General features: G+C 69.3%; 14 protein-coding genes. 4 read left to right on the forward strand and 10 right to left on the reverse strand.

What is annotated here, in order from left to right:
- Nucleotides 1–94: 94 nt before the first annotated feature.
- The 3 genes from NO930_RS11555 to dph2 form a co-directional block, all read right to left on the reverse strand.
- Nucleotides 95–1,174 carry a sensor histidine kinase gene (locus NO930_RS11555; RefSeq protein WP_137783285.1) on the reverse strand — a complete coding sequence of 360 codons (1,080 nt, stop codon included), beginning with the start codon at nucleotides 1,172–1,174 and terminating at the stop codon, nucleotides 95–97.
- Nucleotides 1,175–1,295: 121 nt separating this feature from the next.
- Nucleotides 1,296–2,078 carry a DUF8173 domain-containing protein gene (locus NO930_RS11560; protein ID WP_256403577.1) on the reverse strand — a complete coding sequence of 261 codons (783 nt, stop codon included), beginning with the start codon at nucleotides 2,076–2,078 and terminating at the stop codon, nucleotides 1,296–1,298.
- Between the two features lie 188 nt (nucleotides 2,079–2,266).
- Nucleotides 2,267–3,310, reverse strand: a complete 1,044-nt coding sequence (dph2, locus tag NO930_RS11565) for a diphthamide biosynthesis enzyme Dph2 (RefSeq protein ID WP_256403578.1) — start codon at nucleotides 3,308–3,310, stop codon at nucleotides 2,267–2,269.
- Nucleotides 3,311–3,514: 204 nt separating this feature from the next.
- Between dph2 and NO930_RS11570 the strand changes: the two genes are divergently transcribed.
- Both NO930_RS11570 and NO930_RS11575 read left to right on the forward strand, forming a co-directional pair.
- On the forward strand, nucleotides 3,515–4,189 hold the full coding sequence (locus NO930_RS11570) for an alpha/beta hydrolase (protein ID WP_256403579.1): 675 nt from the start codon (nucleotides 3,515–3,517) through the stop codon (nucleotides 4,187–4,189).
- Between the two features lie 87 nt (nucleotides 4,190–4,276).
- Nucleotides 4,277–5,341 carry a hypothetical protein gene (locus tag NO930_RS11575; RefSeq protein ID WP_256403580.1) on the forward strand — a complete coding sequence of 355 codons (1,065 nt, stop codon included), beginning with the start codon at nucleotides 4,277–4,279 and terminating at the stop codon, nucleotides 5,339–5,341.
- Here NO930_RS11575 and NO930_RS11580 read toward each other — a convergent pair.
- Together NO930_RS11580 and NO930_RS11585 are read right to left on the reverse strand one after the other, a co-directional pair.
- Nucleotides 5,338–5,778: a DUF5788 family protein gene (locus tag NO930_RS11580; protein ID WP_092566740.1), complete on the reverse strand. Its 441-nt coding sequence runs from the start codon at nucleotides 5,776–5,778 to the stop codon at nucleotides 5,338–5,340. The two genes, NO930_RS11575 and NO930_RS11580, sit on opposite strands and share 4 nt — an antisense overlap.
- Before the next feature lie 156 nt (nucleotides 5,779–5,934).
- Entirely contained in the window at nucleotides 5,935–7,056 is a 1,122-nt protein-coding gene (locus tag NO930_RS11585; protein ID WP_256403581.1) for a PAS domain-containing sensor histidine kinase, read from the reverse strand.
- Nucleotides 7,057–7,285: 229 nt separating this feature from the next.
- On the opposite strand from NO930_RS11585, the gene NO930_RS11590 reads away from it, so the two are divergent.
- On the forward strand, nucleotides 7,286–8,116 hold the full coding sequence (locus NO930_RS11590; RefSeq protein WP_256403582.1) for a YkgJ family cysteine cluster protein: 831 nt from the start codon (nucleotides 7,286–7,288) through the stop codon (nucleotides 8,114–8,116).
- A 314-nt stretch (nucleotides 8,117–8,430) separates the two neighbouring features.
- Here NO930_RS11590 and NO930_RS11595 read toward each other — a convergent pair whose 3' ends face one another.
- From NO930_RS11595 to proS, 3 genes are all read right to left on the reverse strand, one after another.
- Nucleotides 8,431–9,657, reverse strand: coding sequence for a DUF4897 domain-containing protein (locus tag NO930_RS11595; RefSeq protein ID WP_256403583.1), 1,227 nt, complete (start codon nucleotides 9,655–9,657; stop codon nucleotides 8,431–8,433).
- Nucleotides 9,658–9,780: 123 nt separating this feature from the next.
- Nucleotides 9,781–11,067: a DUF7096 domain-containing protein gene (locus tag NO930_RS11600; protein WP_256403584.1), complete on the reverse strand. Its 1,287-nt coding sequence runs from the start codon at nucleotides 11,065–11,067 to the stop codon at nucleotides 9,781–9,783.
- Nucleotides 11,068–11,225: 158 nt separating this feature from the next.
- On the reverse strand, nucleotides 11,226–12,701 hold the full coding sequence (gene proS, locus NO930_RS11605; protein ID WP_256403585.1) for a proline--tRNA ligase: 1,476 nt from the start codon (nucleotides 12,699–12,701) through the stop codon (nucleotides 11,226–11,228).
- A 165-nt stretch (nucleotides 12,702–12,866) separates the two neighbouring features.
- On the opposite strand from proS, the gene NO930_RS11610 reads away from it, so the two are divergent.
- Nucleotides 12,867–13,463: an NUDIX hydrolase gene (locus NO930_RS11610; protein WP_256403586.1), complete on the forward strand. Its 597-nt coding sequence runs from the start codon at nucleotides 12,867–12,869 to the stop codon at nucleotides 13,461–13,463.
- 129 nt (nucleotides 13,464–13,592) lie between these two features.
- Here NO930_RS11610 and NO930_RS11615 read toward each other — a convergent pair whose 3' ends face one another.
- Nucleotides 13,593–15,110: a DUF790 family protein gene (locus NO930_RS11615; RefSeq protein ID WP_256403587.1), complete on the reverse strand. Its 1,518-nt coding sequence runs from the start codon at nucleotides 15,108–15,110 to the stop codon at nucleotides 13,593–13,595.
- Between the two features lie 64 nt (nucleotides 15,111–15,174).
- Nucleotides 15,175–16,449, reverse strand: a complete 1,275-nt coding sequence (locus tag NO930_RS11620; protein WP_256403588.1) for a glycosyltransferase family 2 protein — start codon at nucleotides 16,447–16,449, stop codon at nucleotides 15,175–15,177.
- Nucleotides 16,450–16,561 lie beyond the last annotated feature (112 nt).

Here is a 16,561-nt window from a genome sequence, read left to right on the forward strand (position 1 = left end):
CGCCGCCGAGCGCCGTCGCTACGCTCGGTGTCGGCTCTCCCCGTCATCGACGCTGCTCTCAGCAGTCACGCACCGTCGACGCTGCTCTCGGCTGTCACGCGTCGTCGACGCCCGTTATCTCGAATCTGGCACCGCCCCGCGTTCCCTCGCTCACGGCGACCTGCCACCCGTGGGCGGCGGCGATGTCGCGAACGATGTTGAGACCGAATCCCGTGCCGTCGTCGTCGGTCGTGTACCCGACCTCGAACACGCGCTCTCGGTCCTCGCGGGGGATCCCCGAGCCGTCGTCCTCGACGAAAAAGCCCGACGGCAGGACCGCCTCGGCCCGCGTCGTCGTGTACATCGGCGCGATCTCGCCGACGGTGACGGTCACGTCGTCGCCGCCGTGCTCGACCGCGTTGCGGAACAGGTTCTCGAAGAGCCGTTTCAGTCGACTCGGGTCCGCCAGCACCGTCCGGTCGCCCGCGACGGTGAGCGTCGCGCCGCCGGTCTCGACGTTCGCCCAGCACTCGTCGGCGAGATCCGACAGCGCGACCGGTTCGCGTTCCCGCGGCGTCTCGCCCTGTTTCGCGAGCGTCAGCAGGTCGGCTATCAGTTCGAGCGTGCGGTCGACCGCGGTCGACGCGTCGGCGAGGTGGTCGGAGTCGCAGTCGCAGTCGCGTTCCGCCAGGTCGAGGCGGCCCTGTGCGACGGTGAGGGGATTTCGCAGGTCGTGGGAGACGCCGCGGACGAACTCGTCGAGCCGCTGTCGCTGCCGCTCGGCGTCGGCGGCGGCGCGAGCGGCCGCGACGACGTTCGATATCCGGTGAGCGAGGACGGCGATCGCGTCCGAGTCGCCGCACGCTCGCACGACATCGGTGGCTCCCGCGTCGAGCGACTCGGCGGCGGCGTCCGCGTCGGGCGACTCGTCGAGACAGCACACGATCGGGAGGTCCGGGCGTCGGTCTCGAACCGTCTCGACCACCGGCGTTCCGGTCGCGTCGACGGGCGTCCCGACCACGAGCAGGCAGTCGATCGCCGAGTCCCGGGGTAGGTCCACGGCCGCGTCGACCGACGCGATCGGTTCGACGACGAAACTGTCGTCTGCGCGCTCCAGTGAGACCGCGATCTCCGACGTGCGGGCCGGCGGTCCCCCGACGAGGGCGATGGCGATCGACGTGCTGGACGGTGACATCGAGGCGCTCGTGTAGCGATCGCTCGGCCCGATCTGATAAGTATTGGCGTGCCACACCGGTATTGGCGTGCCACACCGCTCGGGCCACGCCGAACGTCGAGAACCGACCGGAGACCGCTCGTCAGCGCCACCCGGAATCGTCGTTCGCGTCGCCGCCGGTCGGTCCGGCGTCCGCGTCGTCGCTTTCGGTCACGTCGGCGTTCGCGTCCTCGGCGTCTCGCTCGGCGGCGGCGATGTTCTGGAACCGGTCGTCAGACTCGTCTCGACCGTCGGGCTCGTTCCGTCCGTAGGGTTCGGCGGCGCGGGGACGGCTCTCGCCGCCGGCTCCCGGCGATCCGCCGACGCCGGAGGCGACCCGGTCGCCGTCGTCGCGCCCGTCGAGGACGCGAGCGACGAGGTAGCCGAACCCCATCGCGTTGAGCGCGCCGGTGGCGAGCCCGCCGAGGACCGGGACGACCCCCAGGAGGGCCCACGCGAGCGCGCCGACGACGAGCGCCGTGCCCAATCCGTCGCTGACGTCGGCCACGTCGCCGATCCACCGCCCGAGCGCGACGACGCCGACGGTAGTGGTCGCGACGCCGACGACCGCGAGCGCGAGCAGTCCGGGGATGACGACGAGGAGCCCGACGATCGTGATGGCGAGAAGGAGCGCCGTGACTGCGACAGCGATGTACGCGCCGAACCCGTAGACGAACGCCATGACCGGCTCGCCGCGCACGTACCCGGCTCCCTCGTCGGTGAAGTCGGGAGCGACGGCGATCACGATCGCGCCGAGGATACCGACGACGGCGAGTTCGATCACGAAGGAGAGCCCGGTACTGATGGCGAATCCGAGCGGCTCGGTCGGGTTCGTCGGCCCCGGACCGATCCCGTCTATTGCGGTCGAAAGCAGTGTGGAGGGCATCGTCCACAGTGTGACAGAGGTAACTCAAGAGTCTTGTCACAGCGGACGGACGAACGCGGTCGTTTCGGGGGGGCGACGGCCACCACGCGTCGAAGGCGTCGAAGGCGTCGCAGGCGTCGGAGGGGACGACCACCGGCGCAGGCGTCGGCGTCGAGGGCGACGACCGGCGTCGCTGACGGCGACAGCGACTACCAGGTGTCGTGGAACGTGTCGAACTCGATCGAGTCGAGCGGCTTCTCGCCGATCGCGGCCTCGTACTCGCCGGGCGTCAACATGGGCTTGTGGAAGCGCGGACCGTCGTCGGTCGTGATCCGCGGGCAGCCGGTGTTGACGAACGCGTCCATGTCGAAGTTGCGCAGGCGGTCCGGCGTCACCTCGTCCATGGTGATCAGGTAGGCGTTGTCGTTGTTCTCGACGATCTCCTGGGCGGTCTCCCACCGGCCCTGTCCGATCTTCGTACAGAAGATGACGCCCCACTTCTCCGCGTCCATCGCCTTGTGGACCGAGGCGTAGCGCTGCTTGAGGAACTGGTCGTGTTCGGCGACCTTCACGACGTTGTTGACCGGGTCGGCGATGATCACGCGTTTGTCGGGGTGCTCCATCGCGAGCCCGACCGGGTGGAACTTCCCGCCGCCGACGTACAACACCTGTTCCGCGTCGATGTCGGCGGAAGCGTAGTTACACCCCAAGACCTGCCCCTCCTTCGTGAGCCGGTCGTCGCCGCGGCGGGTGTGGACCTCGTAGCCGCGCTCTTCGAGCCAGTCCGTCATCTCCTCGAAGCGGTTCATGTGCTGGGCCGTCGTGACGAGCCCCACGTCGGCGTCCTCCTCCGGCGGCGACAGCTCCTCGTCGAGGGCGTCCTCCATGATCGGGAACGGGTCGACGTTCGAGAAGAGGGGGACGTAAACGATGCTGTCGGACTCCTTCATCGGCGTGTGTCCGAAGTGGACGAACACGTCGGTCCGACGCATCAGGTACGTGTCGAGGTCACAGGCACCGTAACAGGGCTGGCCCGACAGCATGAACGTCACGTCGTCTGGCGCGACCTCGCGGAGGTCGTCTGCCACCTTCGGGCCGCGGCGCTTGAGTCCCTCGGGGAACTGGAGGCCGACCTTCGAGGCGTCTCGCTCCTCTATCGCCTCCAAGATCCGGTCGAGTTCGTAGTCCCACTCGCGGTCGTGTTTCAGGGCCATCCCCGTCTTCGTGAGGTCGCCCTCCGTGGAGCCGCTCATGTCGAGCGGATTGTGCGGCAGGACGGTTAAACCGCCCGTTCGACGCCGTCGGCGGCGGTCGATGATGACAGAACGGGATCGGCGACTCCGCGACCGACGACGAGCCGATCCGCGCCGGTTCCGCGACTGACGACGAGCCGCCGGGAGAGGAGAGCCGCTGCCGGGGGCGACAGACCGAAACCCCGAGGCCGCGAATGGGAGCGTATGTCCGACACCTCGGAGACCGATCTCCCGCTCGAACACGTCCACGTCGCGCCCGACGCAGACCCCGCGAACGCCCCGGCCGTCTTCGTCCTGCACGGCCGCGGGGCCGACGAGGAGGACCTGCTACCGGTGGCACGACACCTCCCCGACGAGCTTCACGTCGTGAGCCTGCGGGCACCGGACCCGCTTCAGGGGGGGTACACGTGGTACGAACTCGACCTGTCCGCTGGCGGCCTCGAATCGAGCCAGCCGGACGCAGAGGACTTCCGGCGCAGCCTCGACCTCGTCGTCGAGACGATCGAGGCCGCGGTCGACGCCTACGACGTCGACGCCGACCGGGTCGGGCTGCTCGGGTTCAGTCAGGGCGCGATCACGAGCCTCTCGCTCCTCCTCGAAGAGCCCGACCGGTACGCGTGGGCCGTCGCGCTCCACGGCTACCTCGCCGACTCGCACGCCGACCTCGACCCGGCCGGGATCGAGGGCAAACCGGTGTTCGTCGGTGCGGGAGCCGGCGACCGCGTCATCCCCGAGTCGCGCTCGGCGGCCGCGGCCGACCGGTTCGAAGCGCTCGGTGCGGACGTGACCCGCGGCAGCTACCCCGGCGGCCACGGAATCGGCCAGCAGGAGCTGTCCGACGTGGTCGCGTTCGTGGAGTCGCGCGCCGGAGGCGCGTGAGCGGTCCGACACCATCGTCGCCTCGGAGACGAAAGCGATCGTTTGCGTCTCGCTGACACATTTATGTGAGGCCGGTGAACGACGTGTGTGCACGAACGAACACCCTCCAGACGACGCGTGCTCGCCGGCGGCGTCGCGGCGGCGATCGGCGGGGTCGCGGGCTGTCTCGGCGGATCGCTGCGCGGTGACGGCGCGGACGACGGCGGCGACGACCGCGTCCTCCGACTGACGCTCGATTCGGTGGGAGAGCGCCTTCGCGACCGCTTCGTCGACGATCCGAGCGAGGCCGACCCGACGTGGGACACCTCGGCGTTCGCGGCCGTGCGAGCCGGAGAGACCTACACAACCCAGTACCGGCGGCCGTTCTTCTCGACGACCGACGACCCGCGGTTCGCGGTCCACGCGGGGACGTACTACCGACTGGGCTCCGTCGTCGTCGACGAGGCGGAGACGGTTCGGCCGATCCTCCGGCTGTTCGACACCGACGCCGACGGCAACACGGCCGAGTCGGGAGCCGCCGAGGGTTCCACACCGGGAGCGGAGAGCGGTTCGACGACCGGCTCCGACGCCGCGGTCGAGGCGGCGTCGCTCCCGTCGGGCGACCGTCGCGCCGTCGAGATCGCGCACTTCGCCGCGCGGGCCCGCGGCACCGAGGGCGGCGTCCCGATCGGACTGGTCGAGCGCGGCGGCTACGTCTACCGCCGCGCGGACGCGGTCGACGCGAGCGCGCTCCTGCCCGACGACGGGCCGGACCGGGTCCGGTTCCGAGACACGGTCTACCGGGTCGAAGTCTCTCGCGAGCGGTTCCACGAACCGGTGTACCGCGCCACGGGGACGGTGGTCGCGGAGTCGCCCGAGCGGATGGAGGCGATCCTCAGGGCGCGCGAGGTCGGTGCGCGGATCGCCGAGGGCGACCTCTCCGCCGACGCGCGACGGGTGATCGAGACGGCGAGCCACGGCGGATACGAGGAGTCACACCCGTACTCGGCGGCGTACCGGGCCGTGTTGCGCGCGCTCCACGAGCGGCCGTACCTCGACGGGGACATCGAGTCGGACGCGATGGGCACCGAGGCAGGATCGGGGATGCTCCGGTACGCGGGGCGGTACTACGACTACCGACTCAGGTTCGGTCGGGCGACCGATCCGAGTTAAAATCGAGTTCGACCGCCGCCGGCGTCCTCGCGGCCCAGCGCCTTCTTTAAGAAGTTCATCCACCGCTTGCGGTCGGCCGTCTCCTGCCGCCTCGCCTCCGTCTCCGGGTCGGCCGCGTCGAGCCCCTCGAGCGCCTCGAGCGCGCGGTCGATCCCGATTATCGAGGCCGCGAGCGCCTCGCCCTCCGCGTAGCTCACCTCGTTGTCTTCGATCGGCTCCAGCCGTTCGAGCCGCTCGCGCCGGAGATTCCGCTTCGCCTGCTCGACTCGCTCGCGCTCTCCCGGAGGGACCGAGTCGCGGCGCTTGATCTCGAAGACGAACGATCGGAGGTCGATCGGCTCGCCCTGGACCTCGATCTCCTCGGGGATGTCCGCGCCCACCGTCGCGGCCTCGCGGTTGACGCGTTCGAGGAGCCCCTTTCGCTCGTACTCCTTCACGCCAGACGCGTAGGGGTGGCGGGTACTTTCGTCCTTCGTCTCACCCGCTCGAATCGACCCGCCTGCTGGCACCGTCGTTCGGATCGTCTCATCGCCCGTCACCTCGCCCGTCGTCCGTCATCTCGTCTCATCGCCCGTCACCTCGCCCGTCGTCCGTCATCTCGTCTCATCGCCCGTCACCCCGTGCGGGCTGTCTCTAGCGGGGAGGTACAGCCGAACGAGGTTTCCCCGCGGTTCTCGGCGCTCGAATGCCAGCTCGCCGCCGATCGACTCGATGCACCACTTCATCACGAACAGACTGACGCCGGTTCCGTGGCGCGTGCTCGTCAGGTCGGCGAACTCGTCGAGTGCGTCGATTTCCGTCTGCGGAATGGGCGGATTCCGGTCGGCGACGCGTATCTCCACCCGCCCGGTGTTGGGCGAGGGGCCCACGGTCACCTCGACGACCGGGTCGGAGCCGTCACCGTGTCGGATGGCGTTCTCGATCGCGTGGCGGAGCGCGTGATCGAAGGCGGCGTCCACGTGCACCCACATCGACCGGCGCTCTTCCACCCGGACGGTCGCGTTCGGATACGTCGAGTCGAGTGCGGCGACGACGTCCCTGACGGCCTCGGTCGCCGCCCGGTGTGACCGGTCCGTCTTCGACTGCACCGCGGCCTGCTGGATCTCCTTGACCGACGTCGCGACCGTGCCGAGGTCCATCGCGGTCGAGCGAACGGACGCAGCGGCGTCGCGAACGTGCCTACGCGTCTCCTCGTCTGCGATCCGGCGGTCTTCGTCCGCGATTCGACAGCCGTCGGTCGCAGCCGCCAGACGTATCTGCTCTGCGTAGCCGACGATCTTGTTCGTCTCGTTTCGGAGGTTGTGACGGAGGACGCGCCAGAACAGCGTCTCCCGACGGCTCGCGGTGTAGTAGTCGGTGATGTCTCGGATCTCGGCGAGTGCGCGCGCGTCGCCGTCGGAGCCTCGCTGCGTGAGCGACACGCTGGTCCAGACCAGTTCGCCGTCTGCCCGTTTGACCCGCCACGTGAACCGCTGCGGTTCGCCTTCGACGGCGGTGCGGAGCCGTTCGGCGAAATCCTCCGCCGAAAAGCCGTACGTGTTAGCGGTGTATCGCTCGACTGGCATGCCGCGCAGGTCGCAGACCGTGTAGCCGAGAAGCGCCTCCAGCCGGTCGTTCGCGTCTCGGATGGTCGCGTCGTCGACATTGTACAGCGCGATTCCAACGCGGAGCCGATCGAACGCCGCGGGCAACGTGGCTGCCGTTTGTGAAACCATGCGGCTATCGGATGTCGCGACGGAACGAGATATGGCTCTTGCTAAGAGCGATATATATCACTCCGGACAGCTCCATTCGAGAAAAGACGGATCGCAAGCCTCGCGAGCGCGACGGCGGAAACACAGAGCGCGGAGAGAACACAGCGTCGAGACTCCACCGCGTCGAGGCCTCACAGCGGCGAGGCCACAGAGCGTCGACGTTAACCCGCCCGCGGCACAACCGAGAGGCATGGAGTCGCTCGAAGCCGAACTCGCGAGGGCGCGCGACCTCGACCCCGCCGAGCTCGCCGATTCGATCGAGGCGATCGGCTTCGAGTGCACGCGCTGTGGCGGCTGCTGTACGGGATACGCTCCCGACGAACCGGGCGGCGCACCGGCGGGCGAAGGGGTCGGCGAGCGCGCGGCCGACGCGGAGAGCGATGCGAGCGCGACCGACGACGCGGACGCCGGACCGACCGGCGAAGCGACCCGCGAACCCCACACGGCGACCGTCTTCCCGGACGAGGTTCGCAGGGTCGCGGACGCCGCCGAGGCGGAGTTCGGCGAGGCGTACGACTGGCGCGACGTCGCGCGGCCGATGCCGTTCGGGCTCTCCGAGGACGGCGACGGCGAACCGAGCGGCGAGACGTTCGAGTGGGCGCTCGCGACGGACGACTGCGGCGACTGCACCTTCTACGAGGAGGTCGACGGACGGGGCGCGTGTGCCGTTCACGACGCGCGCCCGCTGATATGTCAGACCTACCCGTTCAGCGTCGGAAGCGAAGGGGAGTCACGACGCGACGACGGCGGCGGCCTCGGAGCCACCGAACCGATGGGCGGCGTCGTCGAGCGGGAGGGGCTGGTGCGAGCACACGAGTGCGAGGGTCTGGGGCGCGATATCTCGCGAGAGGACGCGGAGGAACTGGCGGCGGCGCTCAAAGAGCGGGCCGTTCGGGAACTCGAGGAAGCGATCGGCGTCCGCGACGGCTACGAGCCCACCGACGTCGACGGGGTCGTGGTCCATGATTCGGAGGGGCAGAAACGCCCCGACGGTAGCCGAGTAGATGAAACGAACACGTGAGCACCGCCCGCCTCACTGCTCGCTTCGACCTGTGCGGAGCGCTTGGATCGATCATTCGTCCGGTATCTGTCGGAGAGATCATTATATGTTCTAAAGAATAATAGGCACCAAGTCATGTGTCTCGGTAGCATAGACATAGATATGCGACCAGAGTGTGACACTGGCGGTGAAAAGTTGTACGAGTGTTTCGAATGCGGGTCGCGGTGCGAGACCGGCGGAGCCTGTCCGGCCTGTGGTGGCGAACTGTGTCACTTGGGTCGGTCACGGGACCTGTGACCCGCGAGAAGCAGTAGCCCGGGTGAACCGCTTCGGGGTCAGTCACCGTCGCCGGCGGCCTCGCCGTCGGGGTCTGCCCCGTCATCGCCTGCCGCCTCCTCGCCGTCGGCGGCCTCGCCGTCGTCGGTCGCCTCGTAGTCGGGTAGCGACAGGACGTTCTCGCGGCCGAGTCGGAAGCCGTCGAGCTCGTCGTCGTCGCGGAGGCCGGTCACGACTTGGCTGGTCTTGGCCGCCGTCCAGTCGAGCTCCTCGGCGACCAGCTTCTGTTTCATTCGACCGCCGTTCGACTCGATGAGGCGGAGCACCTGTTCTTCGTTGCTCAGCAGCTCCTCGTCGACGGGCGACGCGTCGGCGTCTGCCGCGTCGTCGACGTCAGCCGAACCGCCCGAGTCGGCCGGCTCGGCGGTCTGGGCTGTCGACTGTGACCCGGACGTATCGTCCGACTCGGGAGCCGTGACCGCCGAGTCCCCGGTGTCCGCGTCCGGGGAGCCGCCGCGTCCGAAGGCGACGTACCCGCTGCGGTGGGCTACGACCGCCGCCGCGCCGAGGACGGCGAGGAGGACGCCCCCGAGCAAGGGGAGACTCACGCCGCCCGCGACTCCGGCCGGTTGGAGCGAGACGCGCGGTTCGCCCTCGGTGAAGTCCGTCGGCCCCCGCCAGACGACGGAGTCGTCGCGGGTCTCGGTCGGCGCGGGCGTCGTCTCGGCGACTCGGTATCCCTCCGGCCACGAGACGATGAGCGAGGTGTCGTCGTCGAGGAACAGCTCGTCGACGGCGTCGCCGACGACGATGCGGTCGCCGTCGACCGCGGCGAAGTTCCGCCACTCGAAGCGGTAGGTGAGAACGCCGTACGACTGCGGGAGTTCGCGCCGGTCGGCGCTCACGGTGACGTTCGTCACCGCCATGTCGCGGCCTGTCGTGTTCTCGGCGGCGGCGGCGGTCGCGGTCATCCGCTCGCGGAACCGGCCGGTGTACGTCGTCGTGTTCGATTCGACGTCGGTTCGGAGGTCCGCGAACGCCTGCTCTTCCTCCTCGGAGGACAGTCGCACGCGGTACTGGATCTCCCACGTCGCGTTGCCGTCAGCGTCGACTGCGGTCTCGATAAGGACGTCGTCCGGATCGATCTCCGTCTGCTCGAATCCGACGGGAGAGACGCCGGACCCGCCGGTGGCGTCGCCGGGCGCTCCCGCGGTACCCCCGGTCGCCGCGACGCCGAGGGCGACGAACACCGCGGCGACGACGAGAAGCAGGGCCGTTCGCTGCACAGAGTCGAGGTCACGCGGGGCGGATAAATCGTTTCTCATCTGGGTGGCTCGGACCGTCGGTCGTGAGCGGGTCGGATCACCGGACGAACGGAACGAAACGGGACGGTAGCGTGACTACGACGGTCAGATCGCAGCGACGCCGCTCCACGCACTCCGGAGGAACGCTCCGGCCGCGTCGAGGGAGTCGAGCAACGGTCTGTCACGTCCCGGGTTGCTCTCAGCGCCCGAACCGCGACCGGCCGAGCCGTCTCCGCCTGACCCTCCGTCAGCCGAGTCGTCGCTAGCCGAACCGTCACCGCCTGACTCTCCGTCAGCCGAGCCGCCGCTAGCCGAGCCGTCGCTAGCCGAACCATCACCGTCCGAGCCGCCCCGGTCCGGCGGACCGGCCTCCGATCCGCCGTTTCCCGGGTTCGCGCCTCCGGACGCTCCGTTTCCCGGTGTGTCGTCGCTCGCTGAGCCACCGTCTCGTGCGGATCCGTTCCCGGGTGGACCGTCCGCGCCGCGTGCGCCCGCCGTGCGGTCCGGCTGCGACGCGTTCTCCGGACCGAGACCCTGCACGCCGGTGTCGTTACCGCGACCGGGCGCGGCGTCGGTGCCGTTGCCCGCGTCGGTCGGTCGGCCGGCCCCGGGCCGGTCTGTCGCTCCGGGCGGACCCTGATCGGAATCGGTTCCGTTCGCGGCGTCGTCCGGGGGGCCGCGGCGAGCGGGCGGCCCGCGACGATCCGCGGCGAGCGGGCGGCCCGTCTCGTTGCCGGCGATGCCGCGGGCCATCGCGGCGACCTCCGGACCGCTCAGGTCGCTCGCCTGCCGGCGAACCGCGTTCAACCGCTTCTCGTCGAGTCCGCGCTGCGCTCTGGCCGGTTCCGGAAGGCGCTCGGCGACGTCCGCGCTCCGGTTGACCTCTCGCCGCGCGCTCTCGGCTCTCGCGCCGATCTCGGCCATCCGCGCGGCGAACGCCCCCTGGCTCAACTCGCCGGCGTCACGGCGCTCGCGGAGTTCGCGCTGACGGCGCTCGATCGAACCGAGTTGGTCTTCGGTCCGGTTCAGTCGCTCGGCGACGACCGCGGCCCGCTCCGCGTCGGTGTCGGCGCGATCGAGCGCGATCTCGAACGACCGAGACGACACCTCTCCCGCGATCTCGGCCTGCTGGACGCCGACCACGCCGGAGAAGCGCTCACCGGGAGCGATGTCTGTTCCCCCGCCCTCGGCGCTCGTGTCGGTCTCGTCCCCGTCGTTCACGCCGGTTTCGCTCGTTCCGTTCGCGTCGGTCTCGCTCGTTCCGTTCGCGTCCGTCCCGTTCGTCGCCGGATCGTCCTGGGCGACGGCCGTGCCGACCGGGCCGGCCGCGGCCACGCCGACCAGTCCGACGACCGCGACGGCAACGACGACGAGTGCGATCCCTCGGTTCATCACGACGATGATACGTGACGTATCCGTATATAAATGCGACTCCGTTAAGCCGGATTAACCCCGATTAACCCGCCGACTGCGCGGCGATGGGTGATTCTTCGACATCGGCCGCGCAGCGACGGAGATCGGCGTGAGATGCGACGCCGTCTGCGGTCTCCTCAGTACGACTTCGCGAAGTACGCCGTCCGCTCGGCGTCGTCGCCGCAGATCGCGCAGGTCTCGTCGCCGTCGCCGTCGACGAGCGGGTCCTCGTCCTCGAAGGGGACCATCACGATCTCGGCGGCCATCGGCTCTTTGATCGGCTCCTCGCACTCCTCGTCGCCGCACCACGGGGTCTTCACGTACCCGCCGTGCTGGCCGAGCGTACCCAGGATCTCCGCGCGGTCGTCCGCCTCGCGCACCGCGCCGTCGAGCGTCTCCTCGGCGGCCGCGTACAGCTTCGCGTAGATCGTCTCGAAGTGGTCGCGGACGGTCTCGACGATGTCGGTCCGGTCCTCGACCACGCTCTCGCCGTCGGGTCGGTGGACGAGCGTGAGCTCGTCGTCGTCGACCTCGTGGGGGCCGATCTCGATCCGGAGCGGAACGCCGTTCAGCTCGTGTTCGTTGAACTTGAATCCGGGATTGCGCTCGTCACGGTCGTCGAGTTCGACGCGGACGCCGGCGTCGTCGAGGTCTTCAGCCACGCCCTCGGCGTACTCCAACACGTCGTCTTTGGTGTCCTCCTGCCAGATCGGGACGACGACGACCTGTTCGGGCGCGACCGTCGGCGGGACGACGAGCCCCTGCTCGTCGGAGTGGGTCATGATCAGCGCGCCGAGCGCTCGCCACGAGAGCCCCCACGAGGTGGTGTGGGCGGTTCGCTTCTCTTCGGTCTCGTCCGAGTACGTGATGTCGAACGCCTCCGCGAACGACTGTCCGAGGTGGTGGGAGGTCGCGCCCTGCACCGACTTCCCGTCGGGCATCAGCGCCTCGACGGTCGTGGTCGTGTCCGCGCCGGGGAACTTGTCGTGATCCGGTTTCTGGCCCTTCAGGACCGGGATCGCGAGCAGGTCCTCGTAGACGGACTCGTACTGGTCGAGCCGGGTCATCGTCTCCGCCCACGCGTCCTCGCGCGTGGCGTGGGCGGTGTGGCCCTCCTGCCAGAGGAACTCCTTCGTGCGGAAGAACGGCTTCGTCTCCGTCGCCTCCCAGCGCACGACCGAGCACCACTGGTTCACGCGCAGCGGGAGGTCGCGGTGGCTCCGAACCCACTGGGAGATGTACGGCGTGATGATCGACTCGGAGGTGGGACGGACGGCGAGCCGCTCTTCGAGTTCGTTCGTTCCCGCCTCGGTCACCCACGCGACCTCGGGGTCGAACCCCTCGACGATGTCCTTCTCGCGTTCGAGGTAGGACTCGGGGATGAACATCGGGAAGTAGGCGTTCCGGACGCCCGTGTCCTTGAACTTCGCGTCGAGGAAGCCCTGCAGTCGCTCCCAGAGGGCGTACGCGCGCGGGCGAGTGACGATGAACCCGCTCATCCCCTCGGGGCCGTAGTCGGCGAGCCCCGCCTTCTGTACGACCTCGGCGTACCACTCGCCGGTGTTGTGTGACTTGGACTCGGTGATTCCGAGTTCCTGGTCGTCGTCGCTCATTACGCACAGAGGGGTCGGTCGCGGGCTTAAAACGTCCGAAGCCGACCCGTCGACGCGACCGCAGCGAGATGCGGCAGACTCGCCAGGGACGAGACTGCGGCGGCCTCCTTCCAGACCGCCGGAAACGGAGAAACGTTAACCCCGCTCGGCGACCTACCTCCCGGCATGGACCTGTCGGCGCTGCGTGGGTACACGCCGGGGACGATCACCGGAGCGCGCCGCGAGGCGGCCGTGCTAGCCCCGGTGATCGCGCGCGACGAGCCCCACCTGCTTTTCACCAAGCGCGCCGACCACCTCGGCGAGCACCCCGGGCAGATGAGCTTCCCGGGGGGCGGTCGCGAGCCGTTCGACCGCACCCTGACCGACACCGCGCTGCGCGAGGCGAACGAGGAGGTCGGGATGCGCCCGGAGGAGGTCGACGTGCTGGGACGGATCGACGACACGCGCACGTCGAGCGAGTACCGGATCCGGCCGTTCGTCGGCGTCGCGCCCGACCGCGAGTACGTCCCCGACGAGTCGGAGGTCGCGGAGGTGGTCGTCCTCCCCGTGAGCGGACTGACGGACCCCGCGAACTACGAGTCGGAGCGGCGCGACCACCCCACGTACGGCCGCCACCGCATCCACTTCTTCCACGTCGACGGCTACACGGTCTGGGGCGCGACCGGTCGGATGGTCGTCCAGCTGTTAGAGCGGACCACGGACTGGCGCGCGCCGGAGGAGGTCGACCGCGTGGTCGAACCGGACGCCGAACTCCCGGTCTGAGAGCGGACGGGCGTCGCCGTCGCGGTGAGCGCTTCCGCCGCGGTGAGTTCTGCTGTCGCGTGAGCGCTGCCGTCGCGTGAGCGTTTTCGTTCGCAGACCGCCTACGCGTCGCAGGCCGCCGAGCCCCTCCTACGCTCCCTTTTCGCGGAGCGTCCCGCCGCCCAGCCCCTCCCACGCGACGCGGTAGCCGAGTCGCGAGAGCGCGGCGCTCGCGTCGTCGATGTCGCGGTCGTCGAGGACCGCCTCCGCGGCCGACAGCGACATTCCCGCGTCGATCTCGTCTGCCAACTCTTCGAGTACCGCGGGGCGAACCAGCGTCCGCCCGACGAGTTCGTGGTCGGGAAAGGACTTCTCGGCGATGGCCTCGACGCCGACGCCCCGGTCGGCAGCCAGATCGGCCAGTCGGATCGCGTCGGCGTCGGGCGAGAGCGCGTCTGGGAGGTCGGCGGCGGCGGCGGCGACGAACTCGGCCTCGTACTCGCGGAGCACGTCGACCACGTCTTTCACGCGGACGGTCCCGGAGTAGCTGACGACGCGGTGGTCGCTCGCGGCGATCGCCTCGCCCACGCCGAGGCTCTCGTCGACGGCGACGAGCAGGTCCACGTCCTCGACGTCCGCGAGCTGGCCGAGCTTCTTCTCGACGTATTCGGGCGTCCAAAAGCCCATCACCTCGAAGAACAGTCGGAAGTCGGCGTGGTCGTAGTCGAACGCGAAGTCGGGGATCATGACGCTCGCGCCGGTTTCTAACGGCTCCGGCTCGCGCACGAGCGTCCAGTCGAGGTCGAGCGCGCGGAACCGGCCGGCGAAGTCGGCCTCGACACCGCTGTCGAAGTCGGGCTCCGCGACCGGCTCGACGCCGGGCACGGTCACGTCGCCCGCGCCGAGCCGCAGCGTGCGCTCGCGCCCGCGGTCGTCGATCGTCGCCGAAAGCGACCACTCCGCGGACTCGGCGACGGTCCGGAGCAGCCGCGCGAACGCGGTGCCGTACCGCCGCGTGCGCGAGAACAGCGCGTCCGGGCCGGTGACGACCAGTTCGCGGCCCTCTGGCGTGGTCTCCAGTTCGTACATCAGCCGGAGCCGCTTGACCGCCGAGACGAGCCGCTTCGGGTCGTTCGACCGCACGCGGACCTCGGTGGCGTCGAAGAGCGCGGTCTGTGCGAGCGAGAGGTCGTACTGCTCCAAGAGCGAATCGGGGTCCCAGCGCACGTCGGCGTCGACGAGCACCTCGTTGACGTCGCGGTCGGCGTACAGCGACGCCTCCACGTCGGCGGGATCGATCCCGAGCGCGTCGGCGGCGCGGTCGATCGCCGTCTCGCGTTCCGCCTCGCTCGCGACGCCGACCGCCTCGGCGGCCTCGAACGTCGCCCGCCGGACGCGGCGCGGCGGGACCGGCGCGCGCGTCTCGAAGGCGCAGGCGCGCTCGACGAGCGCCGCGAGCCCGCGGACGAGCTTGAAGTCGCCGCCCGCCTCCGCGGCCTCCGCTTCGAGGTCCGCGAGCGCGTCGTCGAGGTCTCCGCGGCGCTCGCCGACGTGCGCCTCGAACGTCCCGAGCACCCGCGCGGCGAGCGGGCGGTGCTCGCGGGTCGTGAACTGCGGGCGGTACCCGCCGCCGGCCCGCGAGACGCGCAGGAGGTCCTTCCGGAGCACGCCGGATGATATGCGGCGGGCGGCCTAAAACGAGCGGATCGCCTTCTCACGTGGTGCGGGTCGATCACTTCGGCGTGATCTCGAACTCGACGTCTTCGCCGCGCGCGAACCGCCACATCGCACCGAGGATCGGGACCACCCAGATGGTCGCGTACAGGACCTGCGTGAAGGGGTTCGCGAGGACGTAAAACCGGACCGCGTCCCGGCGCGACTCGAAGGAGACGGCGTCCCGGGTCGCCGCGTACGTCCGGAGCGAGTAGTAGAGCCAGCTCACGAAGTTGAGCGCGACGACGACCGTGAGGGCGGTCGAGAAGGCGAACGGCCGCCCGCCCAACGTTCGCCAGAGGACGTAGATCCCGGCCGGAACGCCGATCAGGTTCGTGAGCGACAGCATCTGGTTGGCGACGGTGAACGCCCAGAATCGCACTCGGTCGCGGCCGGAAAGCCGCTCGTTGAGGAGGTGCTTGTACGGCCCCATCACCCAGCGACGCTTCTGTCGACGCCAGTCGGCGAAGTTCGTCGGACACAGGTCCTGCACGTAGCGGTCGACGACGCCGAGTTCGTAGCCGTTCAGATACGACTCGACGCCGAGCGTCATGTCCTCCGTGATCTCGTCTGCGTCCCAGCCGCCGATCGCGTACAGCTTCCCGACTTCGAAAAAGTACCCCTTCCCGAGCAGCTGGTAGGGCCCCTCGCTCGTGCTCGCGTATATCACGTGTGACCACGCCGCGATTCCCATCGCCTCCAGCGTCGGGAGCCAGCCGTCGGCGTGGTTTCTGACGGTCTGTTTGGCCTGGACCACGTCGTACTCCTCCAGCCCGCGAACCGCGAGCGAGAACGTGTCCGGGGGTAACAGGGTGTCGGAGTCGTAGACGGTGACGACTTCGTCGGCCGATAGCGACAGCGTCGAGAACGCGTACGTGAGCGCCGCGGCCTTGGTCTTCGGACTCTGTCCGCCGTCTAACAGCCGGCCGTCGGCCTGCAGGTAATAGCGGAGCCCCTCGCGGTCGACGCCCCACGCGGCGACGTCCCACCCCTGACCGTCTGCCCAAGCTTCCAGATCGCGAACGTAGTCGGTCACGATCGGGTCATCTTCCTCGTAGACGACGTGAACGTGGATCAGCTCGTCGGGATACTCCTGTTCGAATATCTCCTCGATCGTCTCTTCGAGTATCTCTCGCCGCTCGCCACGGACAGCCATAAGGACGTTAATCGGCCGCAGCTCGGACGGCGGTTCGTCCGGGACGGCGTTGACCGGACGCACGTAGAGCAGTCCCGTCACTGCGAGATTGACGACGAGGTACAGCACCTGCGTGAAGACGAAGACGGCAAACGCCACCGGGACGACGGGTCCGAGCGACAGTAAGACCGACGCCACAATCGAAGCCGAAGAAACGGATAGAGCAGACACGTGGTAACTACGCCACCGAAGTATTTGACACTATCTCACC

Source organism: Halorubrum salinum (assembly GCF_024494575.1).
Lineage (GTDB): Archaea > Halobacteriota > Halobacteria > Halobacteriales > Haloferacaceae > Halorubrum > Halorubrum salinum.

Bases quoted from the DNA above. Each gene is read 5' to 3' on its own strand.
- NO930_RS11585 (WP_256403581.1), bottom strand. From the start codon at position 7,056: ATGGTTTCACAAACGGCAGCCACGTTGCCCGCGGCGTTCGATCGGCTC.
- NO930_RS11560 (WP_256403577.1), bottom strand. From the start codon at position 2,078: ATGCCCTCCACACTGCTTTCGACCGCAATAGACGGGATCGGTCCGGGG.
- NO930_RS11590 (WP_256403582.1), top strand. From the start codon at position 7,286: ATGGAGTCGCTCGAAGCCGAACTCGCGAGGGCGCGCGACCTCGACCCC.
- NO930_RS11610 (WP_256403586.1), top strand. From the start codon at position 12,867: ATGGACCTGTCGGCGCTGCGTGGGTACACGCCGGGGACGATCACCGGA.
- dph2 (WP_256403578.1), bottom strand. From the start codon at position 3,310: ATGAGCGGCTCCACGGAGGGCGACCTCACGAAGACGGGGATGGCCCTG.
- proS (WP_256403585.1), bottom strand. From the start codon at position 12,701: ATGAGCGACGACGACCAGGAACTCGGAATCACCGAGTCCAAGTCACAC.
- NO930_RS11555 (WP_137783285.1), bottom strand. From the start codon at position 1,174: ATGTCACCGTCCAGCACGTCGATCGCCATCGCCCTCGTCGGGGGACCG.
- NO930_RS11570 (WP_256403579.1), top strand. From the start codon at position 3,515: ATGTCCGACACCTCGGAGACCGATCTCCCGCTCGAACACGTCCACGTC.
- NO930_RS11600 (WP_256403584.1), bottom strand. From the start codon at position 11,067: ATGAACCGAGGGATCGCACTCGTCGTCGTTGCCGTCGCGGTCGTCGGA.